Annotated in this window: 15 protein-coding genes; 8 read left to right on the top strand and 7 right to left on the bottom strand. The window is 69.1% G+C overall.

The window, feature by feature from the left end; translation table 11 throughout:
• The first annotated feature begins 16 nt into the window (after positions 1 to 16).
• The 4 genes from AB2L57_RS00310 to AB2L57_RS00295 all read left to right on the top strand — a co-directional run bounded on the left by AB2L57_RS00310 (position 17) and on the right by AB2L57_RS00295 (position 2,267).
• Entirely contained in the window at positions 17 to 277 is a 261-nt protein-coding gene (locus AB2L57_RS00310) for a DUF4287 domain-containing protein (RefSeq protein ID WP_409047784.1), read from the top strand.
• 5 nt (positions 278 to 282) lie between these two features.
• A complete protein-coding gene (gene arfB / locus AB2L57_RS00305) occupies positions 283 to 720 on the top strand; it encodes an alternative ribosome rescue aminoacyl-tRNA hydrolase ArfB (RefSeq protein WP_292812274.1) in 438 nt (145 codons plus the stop codon).
• A 244-nt stretch (positions 721 to 964) separates the two neighbouring features.
• A complete protein-coding gene (locus AB2L57_RS00300) occupies positions 965 to 1,588 on the top strand; it encodes an SRPBCC family protein (protein ID WP_409047783.1) in 624 nt (207 codons plus the stop codon).
• Between the two features lie 10 nt (positions 1,589 to 1,598).
• The gene (locus tag AB2L57_RS00295) at positions 1,599 to 2,267 is read left to right on the top strand and encodes a DUF4166 domain-containing protein (RefSeq protein WP_292812270.1); all 669 of its coding nucleotides are present in this window, start codon (positions 1,599 to 1,601) and stop codon (positions 2,265 to 2,267) included.
• Positions 2,268 to 2,565: 298 nt separating this feature from the next.
• On the opposite strand, the gene AB2L57_RS00290 is transcribed toward AB2L57_RS00295, so the two are convergent.
• The 3 genes from AB2L57_RS00290 to AB2L57_RS00280 all read right to left on the bottom strand — a co-directional run bounded on the left by AB2L57_RS00290 (position 2,566) and on the right by AB2L57_RS00280 (position 5,833).
• Positions 2,566 to 3,477, bottom strand: a complete 912-nt coding sequence (locus AB2L57_RS00290; RefSeq protein WP_292812269.1) for a glycine betaine ABC transporter substrate-binding protein — start codon at positions 3,475 to 3,477, stop codon at positions 2,566 to 2,568.
• A 71-nt stretch (positions 3,478 to 3,548) separates the two neighbouring features.
• Entirely contained in the window at positions 3,549 to 4,529 is a 981-nt protein-coding gene (locus AB2L57_RS00285; protein ID WP_292812267.1) for a proline/glycine betaine ABC transporter permease, read from the bottom strand.
• Positions 4,529 to 5,833 (bottom strand): glycine betaine/L-proline ABC transporter ATP-binding protein, encoded by a 1,305-nt coding sequence (locus AB2L57_RS00280; protein ID WP_292812264.1) that lies wholly within the window; start codon positions 5,831 to 5,833, stop codon positions 4,529 to 4,531. Before AB2L57_RS00280 ends, AB2L57_RS00285 begins: the two co-directional genes overlap by 1 nt.
• A 357-nt stretch (positions 5,834 to 6,190) precedes the next feature.
• Between AB2L57_RS00280 and AB2L57_RS00275 the strand changes: the two genes are divergently transcribed.
• Genes AB2L57_RS00275 through AB2L57_RS00265 form a run of 3 tightly spaced genes read left to right on the top strand, consistent with a single transcriptional unit; the run spans position 6,191 to position 8,192 of the window.
• Complete coding sequence (locus AB2L57_RS00275) at positions 6,191 to 6,595, top strand: GntR family transcriptional regulator (protein ID WP_409047782.1); 405 nt, start codon at positions 6,191 to 6,193, stop codon at positions 6,593 to 6,595.
• A complete protein-coding gene (locus AB2L57_RS00270; RefSeq protein WP_409047781.1) occupies positions 6,592 to 7,509 on the top strand; it encodes an ABC transporter ATP-binding protein in 918 nt (305 codons plus the stop codon). Before AB2L57_RS00275 ends, AB2L57_RS00270 begins: the two co-directional genes overlap by 4 nt.
• Positions 7,506 to 8,192, top strand: coding sequence for a hypothetical protein (locus AB2L57_RS00265; protein WP_292814546.1), 687 nt, complete (start codon positions 7,506 to 7,508; stop codon positions 8,190 to 8,192). The genes AB2L57_RS00270 and AB2L57_RS00265 overlap by 4 nt, the downstream gene beginning before the upstream one ends.
• A 33-nt stretch (positions 8,193 to 8,225) precedes the next feature.
• On the opposite strand, the gene AB2L57_RS00260 is transcribed toward AB2L57_RS00265, so the two are convergent.
• The gene (locus AB2L57_RS00260; RefSeq protein ID WP_409047780.1) at positions 8,226 to 9,311 is read right to left on the bottom strand and encodes an ATP-binding protein; all 1,086 of its coding nucleotides are present in this window, start codon (positions 9,309 to 9,311) and stop codon (positions 8,226 to 8,228) included.
• A gap of 58 nt (positions 9,312 to 9,369) precedes the next feature.
• Positions 9,370 to 9,669 (bottom strand): chorismate mutase, encoded by a 300-nt coding sequence (locus AB2L57_RS00255; protein ID WP_292814551.1) that lies wholly within the window; start codon positions 9,667 to 9,669, stop codon positions 9,370 to 9,372.
• A 60-nt stretch (positions 9,670 to 9,729) separates the two neighbouring features.
• Here AB2L57_RS00255 and AB2L57_RS00250 point away from each other — a divergent pair, with 60 nt between their 5' ends.
• Positions 9,730 to 10,983 (top strand): AI-2E family transporter, encoded by a 1,254-nt coding sequence (locus AB2L57_RS00250; protein WP_409047779.1) that lies wholly within the window; start codon positions 9,730 to 9,732, stop codon positions 10,981 to 10,983.
• A 365-nt stretch (positions 10,984 to 11,348) separates the two neighbouring features.
• On the opposite strand, the gene AB2L57_RS00245 is transcribed toward AB2L57_RS00250, so the two are convergent.
• Positions 11,349 to 12,689 (bottom strand): lactonase family protein, encoded by a 1,341-nt coding sequence (locus AB2L57_RS00245; RefSeq protein WP_409047778.1) that lies wholly within the window; start codon positions 12,687 to 12,689, stop codon positions 11,349 to 11,351.
• Positions 12,690 to 12,691: 2 nt separating this feature from the next.
• Positions 12,692 to 13,978, bottom strand: a complete 1,287-nt coding sequence (locus AB2L57_RS00240; RefSeq protein WP_409047777.1) for an adenylosuccinate synthase — start codon at positions 13,976 to 13,978, stop codon at positions 12,692 to 12,694.
• Positions 13,979 to 14,073 lie beyond the last annotated feature (95 nt).

The following is a 14,073-nucleotide window of genomic DNA, read 5'->3' as shown; positions in this document are numbered from 1 at the left end:
CTCCTATCCTGGCTGCATGAGCGCTCGACGTGTCTTCGCCCCTGACCCACCCGCCGACGGTTCGAAGCCGAAAGGACCGGCGTCGTACTTCGCGAGCATCGAGCAGGCGTACGGGCACCCGGTGCAGGAGTGGCTCGACATCGCCGCCGATCGCCTGGCCGATCACCCGCACATGCAGGTCGTGGCATACCTCAAGGCCGAGCATGGCATGGGGCACGGGCACGCCAACGCGATCGTGGCGTACGTGCGGGCAGCCCTGGCCGACCCGGCCCGGTAGGTCTCGTGCCCGCGCCCCATCGTGCCGGCCTTCGGGTCACCGCGAGCCTGACGATCCCCGACGCAGAGCTGATCTGGCGCTTCTCCCGCTCGTCCGGCCCGGGCGGGCAGGGCGTCAACACCACCGACTCGCGTGTGGAACTGCTGTGGGATGCTGTCCACTCCCGTGCCCTCTCGCCGACTCAGCGCGAGCGGCTGCTCGACGGCCTCGGCGGTCGCCTCGTCGACGGGGTCCTGACGATCGCGGCCTCCGAACATCGCGCGCAGGTCCGCAACCGGGAGGCGGCGCGCGCCCGACTCGCGGCCCTCGTGGCGGATGCGCTGCGGCCACCGTCCCCGACGCGGCGCGCGACGAAGCCGACTCGAGGCGCGAAGGAGCGTCGCCTCACGGCGAAGCGGCACCGCACCGACACCAAGCGGCTGCGGCGTCCACCCACCGACTGACCGGCTCGAGGAACGGTTCCCCTGTCGCGAGATGCGGGTACGCAGCATCCACACCGGCACAACGCGACAGGCGAGCGCCAGGGACCCGAGCCGCAAGATGCTCCCCTGTCGCAAAATGCGGGTGCGCAGCATCCACACCCACACAACGCGACAGGCGAGCGAAGACGGCGCCACCAAGCGAGCATCCCGCGGCGCACCGGCGCGCGCCGTCCGCGGGCGGCGCCCGCTGTCGTAGCGTCGTGTTGTGAGCGGGCGCGGCATCTATGTGGAGACGACGATCTGCGCCGATGTCGATGCCGTGTGGCGCGCGACGCAGGATCCGCGCGCGCACGTGCGCTGGGACGTCAGATTCACGCGCATCATGCCGGTCGACAAGACGCAGGACGGCGCCACCCGATTCACCTATGAGCGTCGCGTGCCGGGTCACGTCGTGCGCGGTACCGGCGTGAGCATCGGCGAACACGACCGGCCCGACGGCACGCGCACGTCCGCGCTGCGGTTCCACACCCGCGACCGGATGTCGCCGATCCGCTCAGGTCGCGGATATTGGCGCTACGTGCCCGTCGAGGGCGGCACCCGCTTCATCACCGGATATGACTACGACGCCGGCTGGGGGATGCTGGATGTCGTCGTCCGCCCACTGCTCGGTTGGGCGACGGCCTGGAGCTTCGATCGACTCCGCCTCTGGATCGAGTCAGACGACCCGCCCGAGCGATGGCCGCTGTGGAGCGTCGCGTGGTGGTGGCGGCCGGACCGACCGCGCGCGACACGGTGCCGTCGCAGGCCCGCGTATGGAAAGCGGACGGAGCTCGTGCGGAGCGCTCCGGCGACGCTTGCTGCCCTCCCCGACCCGGCATCTCCCTCGTGACGTCTCCCTCATGACGTCGATCTTCGAACGCGCGCTCGGCGAGGATTTCGCCCGCCTGCACCCCATGATGCGCCGCCGGTTCGGCGTCGGGCTCGACGCGGGAGAGGCGTGCATCGGGCGGGGTGTGATGGACGAGATCCGGCGCGGACCCTGGTGGACGGTGCCGTTCCTCCAGATCGGGAGACTCCGGAACATCCTCGTCCCCGACACCGGCGTGCGGGTGCCCTTCGTCATCGAGAACTATCCGTACCGCGATCCACTCGGACGCGAGACGGTCACCTTCGTCCGCGAGTACACCGTGGGTGCCCACCGGCGCCGCTTCGACGCGACGATGATCCTCGACGGCGGTCGCGTGCTCGACTATCTGGGCACGCATCAGCACCTCGCCGTCGAGCTCGACCTTCGCATCGATGAGCGCGGAGGCCTGCTGCTCACCTCTGACACGCAGCGGTTCTTCGCGGGGCCGATCGGCTTCGCCTTCCCGCTCCTGCTGAGCGGGCGCGCGCGGCTGAAGGAGTACTTCGACGACGACGATCAGCGCTTCCACGTCGAGCTGGAGGTGCACAACCACCGATTCGGATTCCTCTTCGGGTATCGGGGCTCCTTCGTGTGCGAGTGGGTCGACGCGCACGACGCCCCCGCTCGGCTCAAGCCCGCGCGGCACGAGTCGCGCACCTGACACGCGGCACGCAGCATCCACCCCGCCATCCACGCTCCGCTGTCGCAAAATGCGGGTACGCAGCATCCACACCCACACAACGCGACAGGCGAGCACCAGGGACCCGAGCCGCAAGATGCTCCCCTGTCGCAAAATGCGGGTACGCAGCATCCACACCCACACAACGCGACAGGCGAGCACCAACGCGACCAGCGCGGCCAGCGCGAGACGAACGGGATGCTGCCACCCGGCGCCGGCGACACGCCAAAGCGGGCCCCGGCCGAAGCCGGGACCCGCTCGCACAGCCGCTAGAGCGCGATCACTCGGTGATGATCGTGTCGAACGCGTCCGGGTTGGCCTCGAGCCAGGCCTCGATGGCCTCGGGCTCGTTGCCCTCGCCGTACTCGTTCACGACCATGTCCTCGAGGGAGGCGTACTGCGCGTCATCCAGCTCGATGCCGGCGATCAGCTCGGCCGCCTCGGGGAAGCGCTCCGAGAAGTCGCTCGTCCCGAGGAAGTGCAGCGCCTCGGGCTCGCCCATGGCGCCCATGGGGTCTTCGAGGTCGCGCAGGTTGTAGGCGTCGTTGGCCCAGAAGGGACGCCAGGACGTCACAACGATGTTCTCTTCGGCGGCGATCGCGTTCTCGAGCTCGGTGAGCATCGCGGCCGTCGACGAGGTGACGAGCTCGTACTCGTCGCCCAGCTCGTAGGCCGGGATCATCTCCTCCTGCGTCACGCGCGTGAGACCGGCGCCGGGCTCGATGCCGATGATCTGTCCGCCGAACATGTCGGCGTTGCCCTTCAGCTCCTCGATCGAGGAGATCTCGACGTAGTCGGGCACGGCGATCGTGAGCACGGCACCCTCGTAGTAGGCGCCGATGTCTTCGATGTCGTCGCCGTACTCTTCCATGTACTCGGCGTGCGTGACCTCGGGCCAGGCCGACGGATACATGTCGACGTCACCCTGCGCGAGGCCCGTGTACAGCGGTCCCGCCTCGGTGAGCTCTTCCATCTCGACCGTGTAGCCCAGCTTCTCGAGCTGGTTCTCGAGCAGGTACGCGGTGCTCAGTCCGTCGGTCCACGACGGGAGGAACCCGAGGGTGATCGTGCCCATGTCCTCCGAGCCGGTGTCGCCGGTTCCGTTGTCACCGGCGTCGCCCGAGCAGCCGGCGAGCGTCAGCGTCGCGGCCGCTCCGACGGCGAGGATTCCTGTCAGCTTGCGATTTCTCATGGTGCTTCCCTTCATCTTCATGTGTGATTGCATGCGTTTCGTATGGGTTTTCAGTTGTGGATCTGCGGGATTCAGACGGCGCCGCCACCGACGGGAGCCCGCCGCGGCGACGCGACCTCGCGCTCGGCCTGCTCGGCCGCAGCGTTCGAGCCCCCGGCCGGGCCACCGCTGCGCGACCCCGCCGCGCGACGGCGCCCGAGCACGCCCCGCAGTGATCTCGGGTAGTCGGCGGGGTTTCCGAGCGCGGCCGTGACGCGATCGAGGAAGACCGCGAGGATCACGACGCCCAGGCCCGCCTCGACGCCGAGCGCGAGGTTGACGGTCGAGACCGACTGCACGACGATCTTGCCGAGGCCGTCGGCGCCGACGATTCCCGCCAGCACCGCCATCGACAGCGCGAGCATGATGACCTGGTTGACGCCCGCCATGATCGTCGGCGTGGCGAGGGGCAGTTGGATGCCGCGCAGAATCTGTCCGGGCGTGGCGCCGAATGCGTGCCCGGCCTCGACCGTCTCCGAGTCGACGCCGCGGATGCCCAGCTCGGTCAGGCGCACCCCGGGGGGCAGCGCGAAGATGACCGTCGCGACGAGTCCCGGCACGACACCGATGCTGAAGAACGTGATCGCGGGGATCAGGTAGACGAACGCGGGCATCGTCTGCATGAAATCGAGCACGGGCTTGAGGATGGCGCGCACGGTGTCGTTGCGCGCCGACCAGATGCCCAGCGGAATCCCGATCAGCAGCGCCACCAGCGTCGCGACGAGCACGAGCGAGAGCGTCTGCATCGCGGGCACCCACAGGTCCATCGCGACGATCAGGGTGAATGTCAGCGCGGTGCCGAGAGCCATCTGCCACGACCGGAAGAACCAGCCCAGCAGCGCGAAGAGCGCGATCGCCACGAACACCGGGATGGCGACGAGCCCGTCGGTGAGGCCGTCGACCAGGAACCGCACGACGACGGTGATGACGTCGAAGAGCCCCGCGAGGTTGTCGCGCAGCCAGTCCACACCGGTGTCGATCCAGTCCCCGAGCGGAATGCGGAAACCATCCATCAGCGCACCCCCTCGCTCTCGCCGGCCGGCGCTTCGTCGGCGGTGGCGGAGGCCGCCAGCACCGCATCGATCTCGGTCGCGGGAACAGGCTGGGGCAGGATCGTGATCTCCGAGGTGTCGCTGGGTCCGGGTCCGAGGGCCGCCAGCAGGGTGACGCGGGGGATGACGCCGACCAACCGGCCCTCGTCATCCGTCACGGCGAGCGGCAGCGGCGACTCCACCGCGGGTACGAACAGGTTCACCAGGACCTCGTCCTTCGAGACGCTCTGCGGCACGCGGGTGACCACCGACGACAGCGAACGCTCCCCGCGACGGACGAGCTTGACCGCATCCCGATCCGTCACGATGCCGAGCAGCCGGCGATCACGGCCGACGACGTACGCGGCCGACGAGTACGCGTCGCGCATCTGGCGCAGGGCCGTGCGCGGGCCGCCGCTCTCGCTGACGACGGGACGCGGAAGCTCCATGACGTTCGCGGCCGTCAGCACGCGGGCGCGATCGACGTCCTGCACGAACTGCTCGACGTAGTCGTTGGCGGGGTCGGTGAGGATGTCTTCGGGTGTGCCGATCTGCACGATGCGACCGTCGCGCATGACCGCGATCCGATCGCCGAGGAACATCGCCTCGTTGAGGTCGTGCGTGATGAACACGATCGTCTTCTGCAGCTTCTGCTGCAGGGACAGCAGTTGCTCCTGCATCTCGCGGCGGATCAGGGGGTCGAGTGCGCTGAAGGCCTCGTCCATGAGCAGGATGTCGGTGTCGGCCGCGAGTGCTCGCGCGATGCCGACGCGCTGCTGCATGCCGCCGGAGAGTGCCGAGGGCAGCTTGTCACCCCACCCCTCGAGGCCCACGAGGGCAAGGATCTCGTCGGCCTTGGCCGTGCGCTCGGCCTTGCCGACGCCTCGCAGCTCCAGCGAGTAGGCGACGTTCTCGGCGACCGTGCGGTGCGGCAGCAGCGCGAAGTGCTGGAACACCATCGACACCCGATCCCGCCGGATCTCACGCAGCTTGTTCGCCGGGATGTCGGTGATGGTCTCGCCCTGCACCGTGATGGTGCCGGCGGTCGCATCGTGCAGCCCGTTGAGCATGCGGATGATCGTCGACTTACCCGATCCCGACAGGCCCATGATGACGAAGATCTCGCCGGGCGCGACGGTGAAGCTCGCGTCGATGACGGCCGCCGTTCCGGCGTCCGCGACCTGCGTGCGGCTCTCCCCGGCGGCGAGGCGCCGGGCGGCTTGTTTGGGATTCTTTCCGAAGACTTTGTAGAGGCCTGTTGCCTCGATCGCGTGCGCGACGGTCACTGGTCACACCTCGACGGCCCGCTGCGCATGGTGGGGCCGCATCGGTTACGCCCGGGTGATGATCACCGGCGACGGGCACGCGTCCGCAGACGTCGTGCGTTCGTCGCACCGGCGGAGGACATCGGGTCGTCCGCACTGATCCATCAACCGTACGTTCGCCCGCCACGCCCATCGGGTTGGGGGCGGCGCGAACGCGGACTGGACTTACGGGCCGAGATCGGCCCTCCTTCGAGGCAATCAGACGCGGGATGCCGAGGTCAAATCACTCCGGCCGCTCAAAACGCCCGTTGACAGCATCCAGAGTTCTATGGTTACTTAGTTTAGTAAGTAACCATTACACCAGCCCCGGAGGACCGAGTGATCGAAGAAGGCCGAGCGCTTTTCCTGCAGATCGCGGAGAGCATCGAGGACCAGATCGTGGACGGCTCGCTGGACGAAGAATCCCAGGCCCCGTCGACAAACGAGCTGGCCGCCTTCTATCGCATCAACCCGGCCACCGCAGCGAAGGGAGTCTCGATGCTCGTCGACACGGGTGTGCTCTACAAGCGCCGCGGAATCGGCATGTTCGTCGCCGCCGGCGCGCGCGAGAGAGTGCGCACGGCACGCCGTGAAGCGTTTTCGGATCGTTACCTCGAACCCCTCCTCGCCGAAGCCGCGCGCATCGGCATCGACCCCGACGAGCTCGCGGCGCTCATCACGCAGCGAGCCGCCGCATCCGCCGCTAACACCTCTCCCGCGACCTCAGAAAGGACCGACGCATGACCGATGTGATCGAGGTGCACAGCCTCACCAAGCGCTATCGAGACACCCTCGCCGTCGACGATGTCAGTTTCACGATCGAGAAGGACCGCATCTACGGGCTGCTCGGGCGCAACGGCGCCGGCAAGACCACGGTCATGTCGATCCTGACGGCGCAGAACTTCGCGACCTCGGGCGATGTGCGCATCTTCGGCGAGCATCCGTACGAGAACACGCGCGTGCTTCGGCGCATGTGCTTCGTCCGCGAGGGACAGAAGTACCCCGACGACGCACTGCCCCTGCACGCCTTCCGCACCGCGCGCCTCTTCTTCCCCCACTGGGATCAGGCCCTCGCCGATCGCCTGGTCGCCGACTTCCAGCTGCCGCTCAAGCGCCGCATCAAGAAGCTCTCACGCGGGCAGCTCTCGGCCGTTGGCGTGATCATCGGGCTGGCCTCGCGCGCCGAGATCACTTTCTTCGACGAGCCGTACCTGGGCCTCGACGCCGTCGCCCGTCAGATCTTCTACGACCGCCTGCTCGAGGACTACACCGAGCACCCGCGCACGGTGATCCTCTCGAGCCACCTGATCGACGAGGTCTCGAACCTGATCGAGAAGGTCATCGTCATCGATCAGGGCCGCATCCTCATGGACGAAGACACCGACGCCGTGCGCGATCGCGCCACGAACATCGTCGGCGACGCGGGCGCGGTCGACGCGTTCACCGCGGGGCGCGAGGTGCTGCATCGCGAGACGCTCGGCCGCGTCGCCTCGGTCACCGTTCTCGGTCATCTGGACGCGGCCGACCGCGCCGAGCTCGACGCGACGGGCCTCGACGTCGCACCCGTGTCGCTGCAGCAGCTGATCGTGCGCGTCACCCAGAAGGCGGCCGAAGATCGCGCCGCAGCATCCACCGTCGATGAAGGAGCACTCCGATGAGTCGCACACTCAATGTCGTCCGCATGCAGCTGATCAACCGGCAGACCTACATCTGGGTGCCGCTGATCGTGCTCGCGGGAGCCTTCGTGCTGAGTCTGCTGATCTGGTCGATGATCCCCGTCGACAGCCCCAAGTACGGCGGAGGCGCGCAGGCGCCGCTGTGGTACTTCGGTGTCGTCGGGGTGCAGGCGCTCACGCTGACGTTTCCGTTCTCGCAGGCGATGAGCGTCACCCGGCGCGAGTTCTACCTCGGCACGCTGCTCACGGCGGTGCTGACCGGCGGCATCCTGGCGCTCATCTTCGTCGCCGGCGGCCTGATCGAGCGTGCGACGGGCGGGTGGGGGGTCAACGGCTACTTCTTCTACCTCGACTGGATCTGGGCCGCCGGGCCCGCGATGGCGGGTCTGTTCTACTTCGCCCTGGCCATGTTGTTCTTCGTCATCGGGTTCTGGGCGGCCACGATCTACAAGCGGTTCGGTGCACTGTGGCTGACCGTCGTGCTCGTCGGCATCGGCCTGGTGCTCGTCGGCCTCATGTGGCTGACCGGCCGCATGAACGCCTGGGCTCGCGTGTTCGAGTGGTTCGCGGTGCAGGGTGCCTCGGGCCTGACCCTGTGGGGTCTGCTGCTGATCGCGGTGCTCGCGGCATCCTCGTTCCTCACCCTGCGGCGCGCGGTCCCCTAACCGCTCGCCGCAGGGGCGATGGATGCTGTCGCGTCACCGCAGCGGAACCGGCACATCACGTCCGCCCTCCTGTGTCAGGCGCTCGCCCATCTGCACGAGGGCGGGCGCCTGCACGAACCCGCCCGCGAAGAGCGCCTGGCCCTGCGCGAATCCCGGGGAGCGCTCCAGCAGCGACATCGGCGCGTACCCGAACACCTCGGCGAGATCGTCGAGGTCCCGAGGCGAGCTCATGCGCATGAGCGCGAGGTTGTCGCACTGCGAGAGAGCGTTGGGGTGCACCTTGGTGGGACGCTGCGTGGAGAGCAGCAGCCACAGCCCGTACTTGCGTCCCTCGGCGGCGATCTGCACGATGCGTTCGGTGAGCAGGCGATCGACCGGGCTCGCGGGGTCGGGCGGGCACAGGTTGTGCGCCTCGTCGATGACGATGAGCCGCCCGATGCGCTCCTCCCGCTTCTCCCAGAGGTGATCGAGCGCAGCGAGCGCCGCCGCGCGCGCCTCCGCCTGCGTCGAGAAGCCGCCGAGATCGAGCACGGCCGCATCGGGCCGCTCATCGATGTCGTCGGTGATCGACCGCTTGCCCCACGCCCACAGATCCCAGTCGGCGACACCCAGGTTCTCGAGGCGCGTAGCGAGTCGTTGACGGATCGTGCCCTCACCCGCGCGCAGGTGCGCCACGAGGTCACCGTCCTTGACGTGCGGCATCTCGTCCTCGAAACGCAGCATCGTGTTGTACTCATCGAAATCGACCAGCGGATCGATCTGCATGAGCGCGGCCCGCGAGCGCAGCGGCAGCTGCAGGAAGCGCGCGTGCAGCGGCCGAACGGCATCACCGGGACGGAAGACGCGGATGTCCCGCGACGCCAGCTCCGCGGCCGCATCGGCGGCGACACCCTGGCGCACCTCGCCGAGGCGCACGAAGTCGGAGTTCGGGTCGAGGATCACCAGCGGCAGCCGCGTGTGCAGCAGCACCTGCTCGAGGAGAACCCCCAACGCGTAGGTCTTTCCCGAACCGCTCTGGCCGCACCAGAACGTGTGTCGATTCAGACGAGGTGCGAGCACGTGTGCGGGGGCGGGCAGGTCCGAGCCGATCAGCGAGCCGACGGGGAGTTCACGGGTCATGAGCGAATGCTAGGCCCGCCGCGGGCTGTGGCTCCAGCATCCGCGCCGCCTCCGCCCCTCAGCGCCCGTTCGCCGCCTGCTCGTGGTGGTGGATCACCTCGGCGACGACGAAGTTGAACCACTTCTCGGCGAACGCCGGGTCGAGGTCGGCGTCGAGCGCCAGGCGGCGCAGGCGCGCGACCTGCTCGACCTCGCGCGTCGGGTCGGACGCGGGCATCTCGTGCGTGGCCTTGAGCACACCGACCTGCTTGGTGCAGCGAAAACGCTCGGCCAGCATGTACACCAGCGCGGCGTCGATGTTGTCGATGCTGGCGCGCAGCCGCAGCAGCTCTTCGCGCGGATCGGTCTCTTGGCTCACGTCGGCCTCCTCCCCACCGAGGGTACCTGCAGCGCGCTCTCGCGCCCCTAGAGTGTGACCATGAGCGAGAAGACGCCCCGCGCAGCGCGCGATGCGGGCGACGAGCCCCTGCCGCGGCGGCGCCGCGCAAAGCAGCCCCGGCCCGCGAAGGCACCCAGCCCGGCCGACTCCTTCACCCTCGCTCCGGCCCCGGGCGATCCGCACTACGTCGTCGCCGCCGACACGTACCAGCCGACCCCCGTCACAAGCGAGCCCGCCCGCTCGTTCTGGGCGCGCATCGACCGCCCCTTCGCGGTCGGTCTCATGGTCACCCTCGGCGCCCTCACCGCCTTCGTGATCGGGCTCGCCGTGTCGAACCTTTCGACCGTGCTCATCTACATCATGCTCGCGCTGTTCGCCGCGCTGGGCCTCGAGCCGATCGTCAATCGACTCATGAAGCTCGGCGTGCCGCGCGGGTGGTCCATCGTGATCGTCGTGCTCGGGCTCGTCGTCGTCGTGGTGGCCGTGCTGTGGCTGATCATCCCGACGGTCGTCTCGCAGATCTCGCAGTTCATCCGCGACATCCCCACCCTTATCCAATCGATGCAGCAGACCGAGTGGTTCCAGTCGCTCGAGGACATGTTCGGGGCGAGCCTGACCGACATGCTGTCCGCTCTGCAGAGCTTCCTCACCGACCCCGGCCATCTCGCGACGATCGGCGGGGGCGCCCTCCAGTTCGGTGTGGGGCTGGTGGCCGTCGTGTCGGGCGGGTTCACCACGCTCGTGCTGACGCTGTTCTTCCTCGGGTCGCTGCCGACCATGAAGCAGGCGTTCTACCGCCTCACTCCGGCGCGCGGTCGCACGAACCTCGCGGCGATGACGGAGCAGATCACCGGCTCGATCGGCAGTTACCTGATGGGCCAGGTCACGCTCGCGTTCGCGAACTCCGTCGTGGCCTTCATCCTGCACGCGCTGCTCGGATTGCCCTTTCCCGCACTCATGGCGGTCCTCGCGTTCCTGATCACCCTCATCCCGATGATCGGTTCGGTGCTGTTCTGGATCTTCGCGAGCATCATCGCCCTGTTCACCAGCCCGGTCGCCGCCTTGATCTTCGCCCTCGTCTACCTCGTGTACATGCAGATCGAGGCATACGTGCTGACGCCCCGCATCATGTCCCGCGCCGTGGACGTGCCCGGAGCGCTCGTCGTCATCGGCGCCCTCGTCGGTGGCACGCTGCTCGGACTCATCGGAGCGCTCGTGGCGATCCCGATCTCGGCCTCGATCCTGCTGATCATCAAGCAGATCTGGGTGCCACGCCAGGACGCCAAGGTCTGACACGGCGCCGCGCCGGTCGCGCGGTCTCGGGGGAACGGTCTCCCTGCGTCGCGCGGTCGGCGTCGCGCGGCCGGTGTCGCGCGGTCGGCGCGTTGCGCGGTCGGCGTCGCGCGGTCGGTGTCGCGCGGTCGGGCGGTTGCACGGTCGGCGGGTTGCGCGGTCGGCGTCGCGCTACCCGGCCCGATCGTCGAACCCACATTCTTGCAGCGAGCCACCACACGACGGATGTCGGTTCGCTGCAAAAATGTGGGTTCGGGGCGGGCGCCGGCGCCGGGGCGGACGCGGGCGCGGGGCCGGAACGGGCGCCGGCGCCGAGGCCGGGCCGCAAGGCCCGGAGGCGACCCAGACGCGCGACGCCGGCGCGATCAGGGCCGGGCGGGCAGCAGCCGCGTGGGTGCGGGAACCGCGGCGCGATGCCGCACGCGGCCGGGCACGCCCGTGCGGATGTCGAGCGAGAACGACACCACGTCGTTCGAGCGCTGACCGGCGACGAGCATCGTGTCGCGCACGACAAGGTGATGCCGCGGCCAGTCCACCCCCGACTCGACGAGCGCGACCGGCGCCAGCGTCTCGCCCTGGCCGCGCACCCGCGCGACCGCGATGGTGTTGCTCCCGCGCAGACCCGTGTAGACGAACTCCGCATCGCGCGAGAGGGCGATCTCGGCGCCCGTGTCGCCGGCAAGATACCCGACGGGCGCGGGCATCCCGCCGACGAGTCCCCATCGTCCACTCGCATCGGGGGCGAGCACGAACACCTCGCACGAGAACTCCGTCACGACATAGAGATGCCCGCTCGGGTGCACGATCATGTGTCGCGGTCCGCAGCCCTGCGGCAGCACCACCTCGTGGTCGGCACGGAGCCCTGCGGCATCCACGCGCCAGATGCGCACGAGATCGAAGCCGAGATCAGTGGTCGCGATGCGCCCGCAGTGCAGGAACGCGGCGGCATGAGCCCGTGAGACGCGCACGGGCGCCTCCGCGGGCTCGCCCTCGACGGTGGATGCTGGGGCGACAGCGCCCGGGTCCTCCCGGTCGTGATCGGGCACCAGGTGGGCGAACTCCGCACCCGTCGCTTCCCGCAGCGCACGGGCGGCCGCGGCGAGGTCCACCCCTCCTGCACCAGCCCAGGGTGAACCCGCACCCGCTGGACCCGCACCCGCGCCGACACCCGCACCTGCGACCGCGACCGCCGTCGCCGCATCGGCTCCCGCCGACGCAGGACCCGCACCCGCGCCAACACCCGCACCTGCGCCCGAGCCCCAACCCGAACCCGAACCCGAACCCGCGTGCGGATCGACCGCCGCGGCGGCCTCGACGCGGGAGACCGGCCTGCCGACAGCATCCAGCCCGATGCGCACGACCCGGCCGTCACCCCAGCACGACGCGACGAGAAAGGCACCGTCGGACGACACCGCGGCGTGGCAGACGGCGTCGCCGACCTCGACCGCGCGGCCGAGCGGCGCGAGCGAGGACCGCCCGCTGCGCCGGTAGGCCTGCAGCCGGCCCTCGCTCTCGAGCGTCGCGTACACGACGTCGAGGGAGGGATGCGCCGCGAGCCACGAGGGGGATGCCGCCCGGGCGACCGTGCCGACGAATGCGAGCGGCCCTCCCGCCGAGGCACCGTCGAGCCCACCGGCGGCGAGTGCACCGACGCCCTCGGCGGCCGAGTCCATCTCGGGACCCCAGCCGCCGACCCAGAATTGCAAGGTCAGTCGACCAGGTCGTGGCGCACGATGACGGCGTCGCGCGCCGCCCCGACGCCGATCACCGAGATGCGGGTTCCGCTCATCTGCTCGAGGGCGAGCACGTAGTCCTGCGCCTCGATCGGCAGATCATCGAAAGTGCGGGCGCCGGAGATGTCCTGCTTCCAACCCGGGAAGTACTCGAGGATGGGCGTCGCGTGGTGGAAGTCGGTCTGGTTCACCGGCACCTCGTCGAAACGCTCGCCGTCGACGTCGTAGGCGACGCACACCGGGATCTGATCAAGACCCGAGAGGATGTCGAGCTTGGTCAGCACGAGGTCGGTGATGCCGTTGATCCGTGTGGCGTAGCGCGTGATGGGCGCGTCGTACCAGCCCACGCGGCGGGGGCGGCCCGTGGTCGTGCCGAACTCGAATCCGCGCGAGCGCAGCCATTCGCCCTGCTCGTCGAAGAGCTCGGTCGGGAACGGGCCCGACCCGACGCGGGTCGTGTAGGCCTTGACGATGCCCACGATGCGATCGAGCCGGTTGGGGCCCACACCGGAGCCGATCGCCGCGCCGCCGGCGGTCGCCGACGAGGAGGTGACGAACGGGTAGGTGCCGTGGTCGACATCCAGCATCGTGGCCTGTCCGCCCTCGAAGACGACCACGTCGCCCGCGTCGAGCGCGTTGTTCAGGAGCAGGCCGGTGTCATCGACCATCGGACGCACCCGCTCGGCGTAGGAGAGCAGGTCTTCGACGATCTCGTCGACGGTGATGGCTCGACGGTTGAAGACCTTCACCAGCAGGTGATTCTTCTGATCGAGCGCGCCCTCGACCTTCTGGCGCAGGATGTTCTCGTCGAAGAGGTCCTGCACGCGGATGCCGACGCGGTTGATCTTGTCGGCGTAGGCGGGCCCGATGCCGCGCCCCGTGGTGCCGATCTGACGCTTGCCCAGGAAGCGCTCGGTGACCTTGTCGAGGGTGCGGTGGTACTGCGTGATGATGTGCGCGTTCGCGCTGATGCGCAGCCGCGACGTGTCGACGCCGCGCGCGCTCAGCGCCTCGAGCTCGTAGAAGAGCACCTCGAGGTCCACGACCACGCCGTTGCCGATGACGGCGTTCACGCCGGGCGAGAGGATTCCCGAGGGCAGCAGGTGCAGGGCGTACTTCTCGTCGCCGATCACCACGGTGTGTCCGGCGTTGTTGCCGCCGTTGAATTTGACGACCCAGTCGGTGCGGTCACCGAGCAGGTCGGTCGCCTTGCCTTTTCCTTCGTCGCCCCACTGCACGCCGACGATCACGATGCCTGGCATTGGTCTACCCCCTGGGGACGGGCGCCGGGCGGCGCGGACGGCCCTGACGATCCTACCGGGCCGATATCCTGGCCCCACCGTCGACGCCCTGGAGG

It is taken from the genome of Microbacterium sp. HA-8 (assembly GCF_046111165.1).
Classification (GTDB): Bacteria; Actinomycetota; Actinomycetes; order Actinomycetales; family Microbacteriaceae; genus Microbacterium.
Note: the sequence above shows the minus strand (reverse complement) of the source record. Positions and strands in the feature narration are given on the sequence as shown.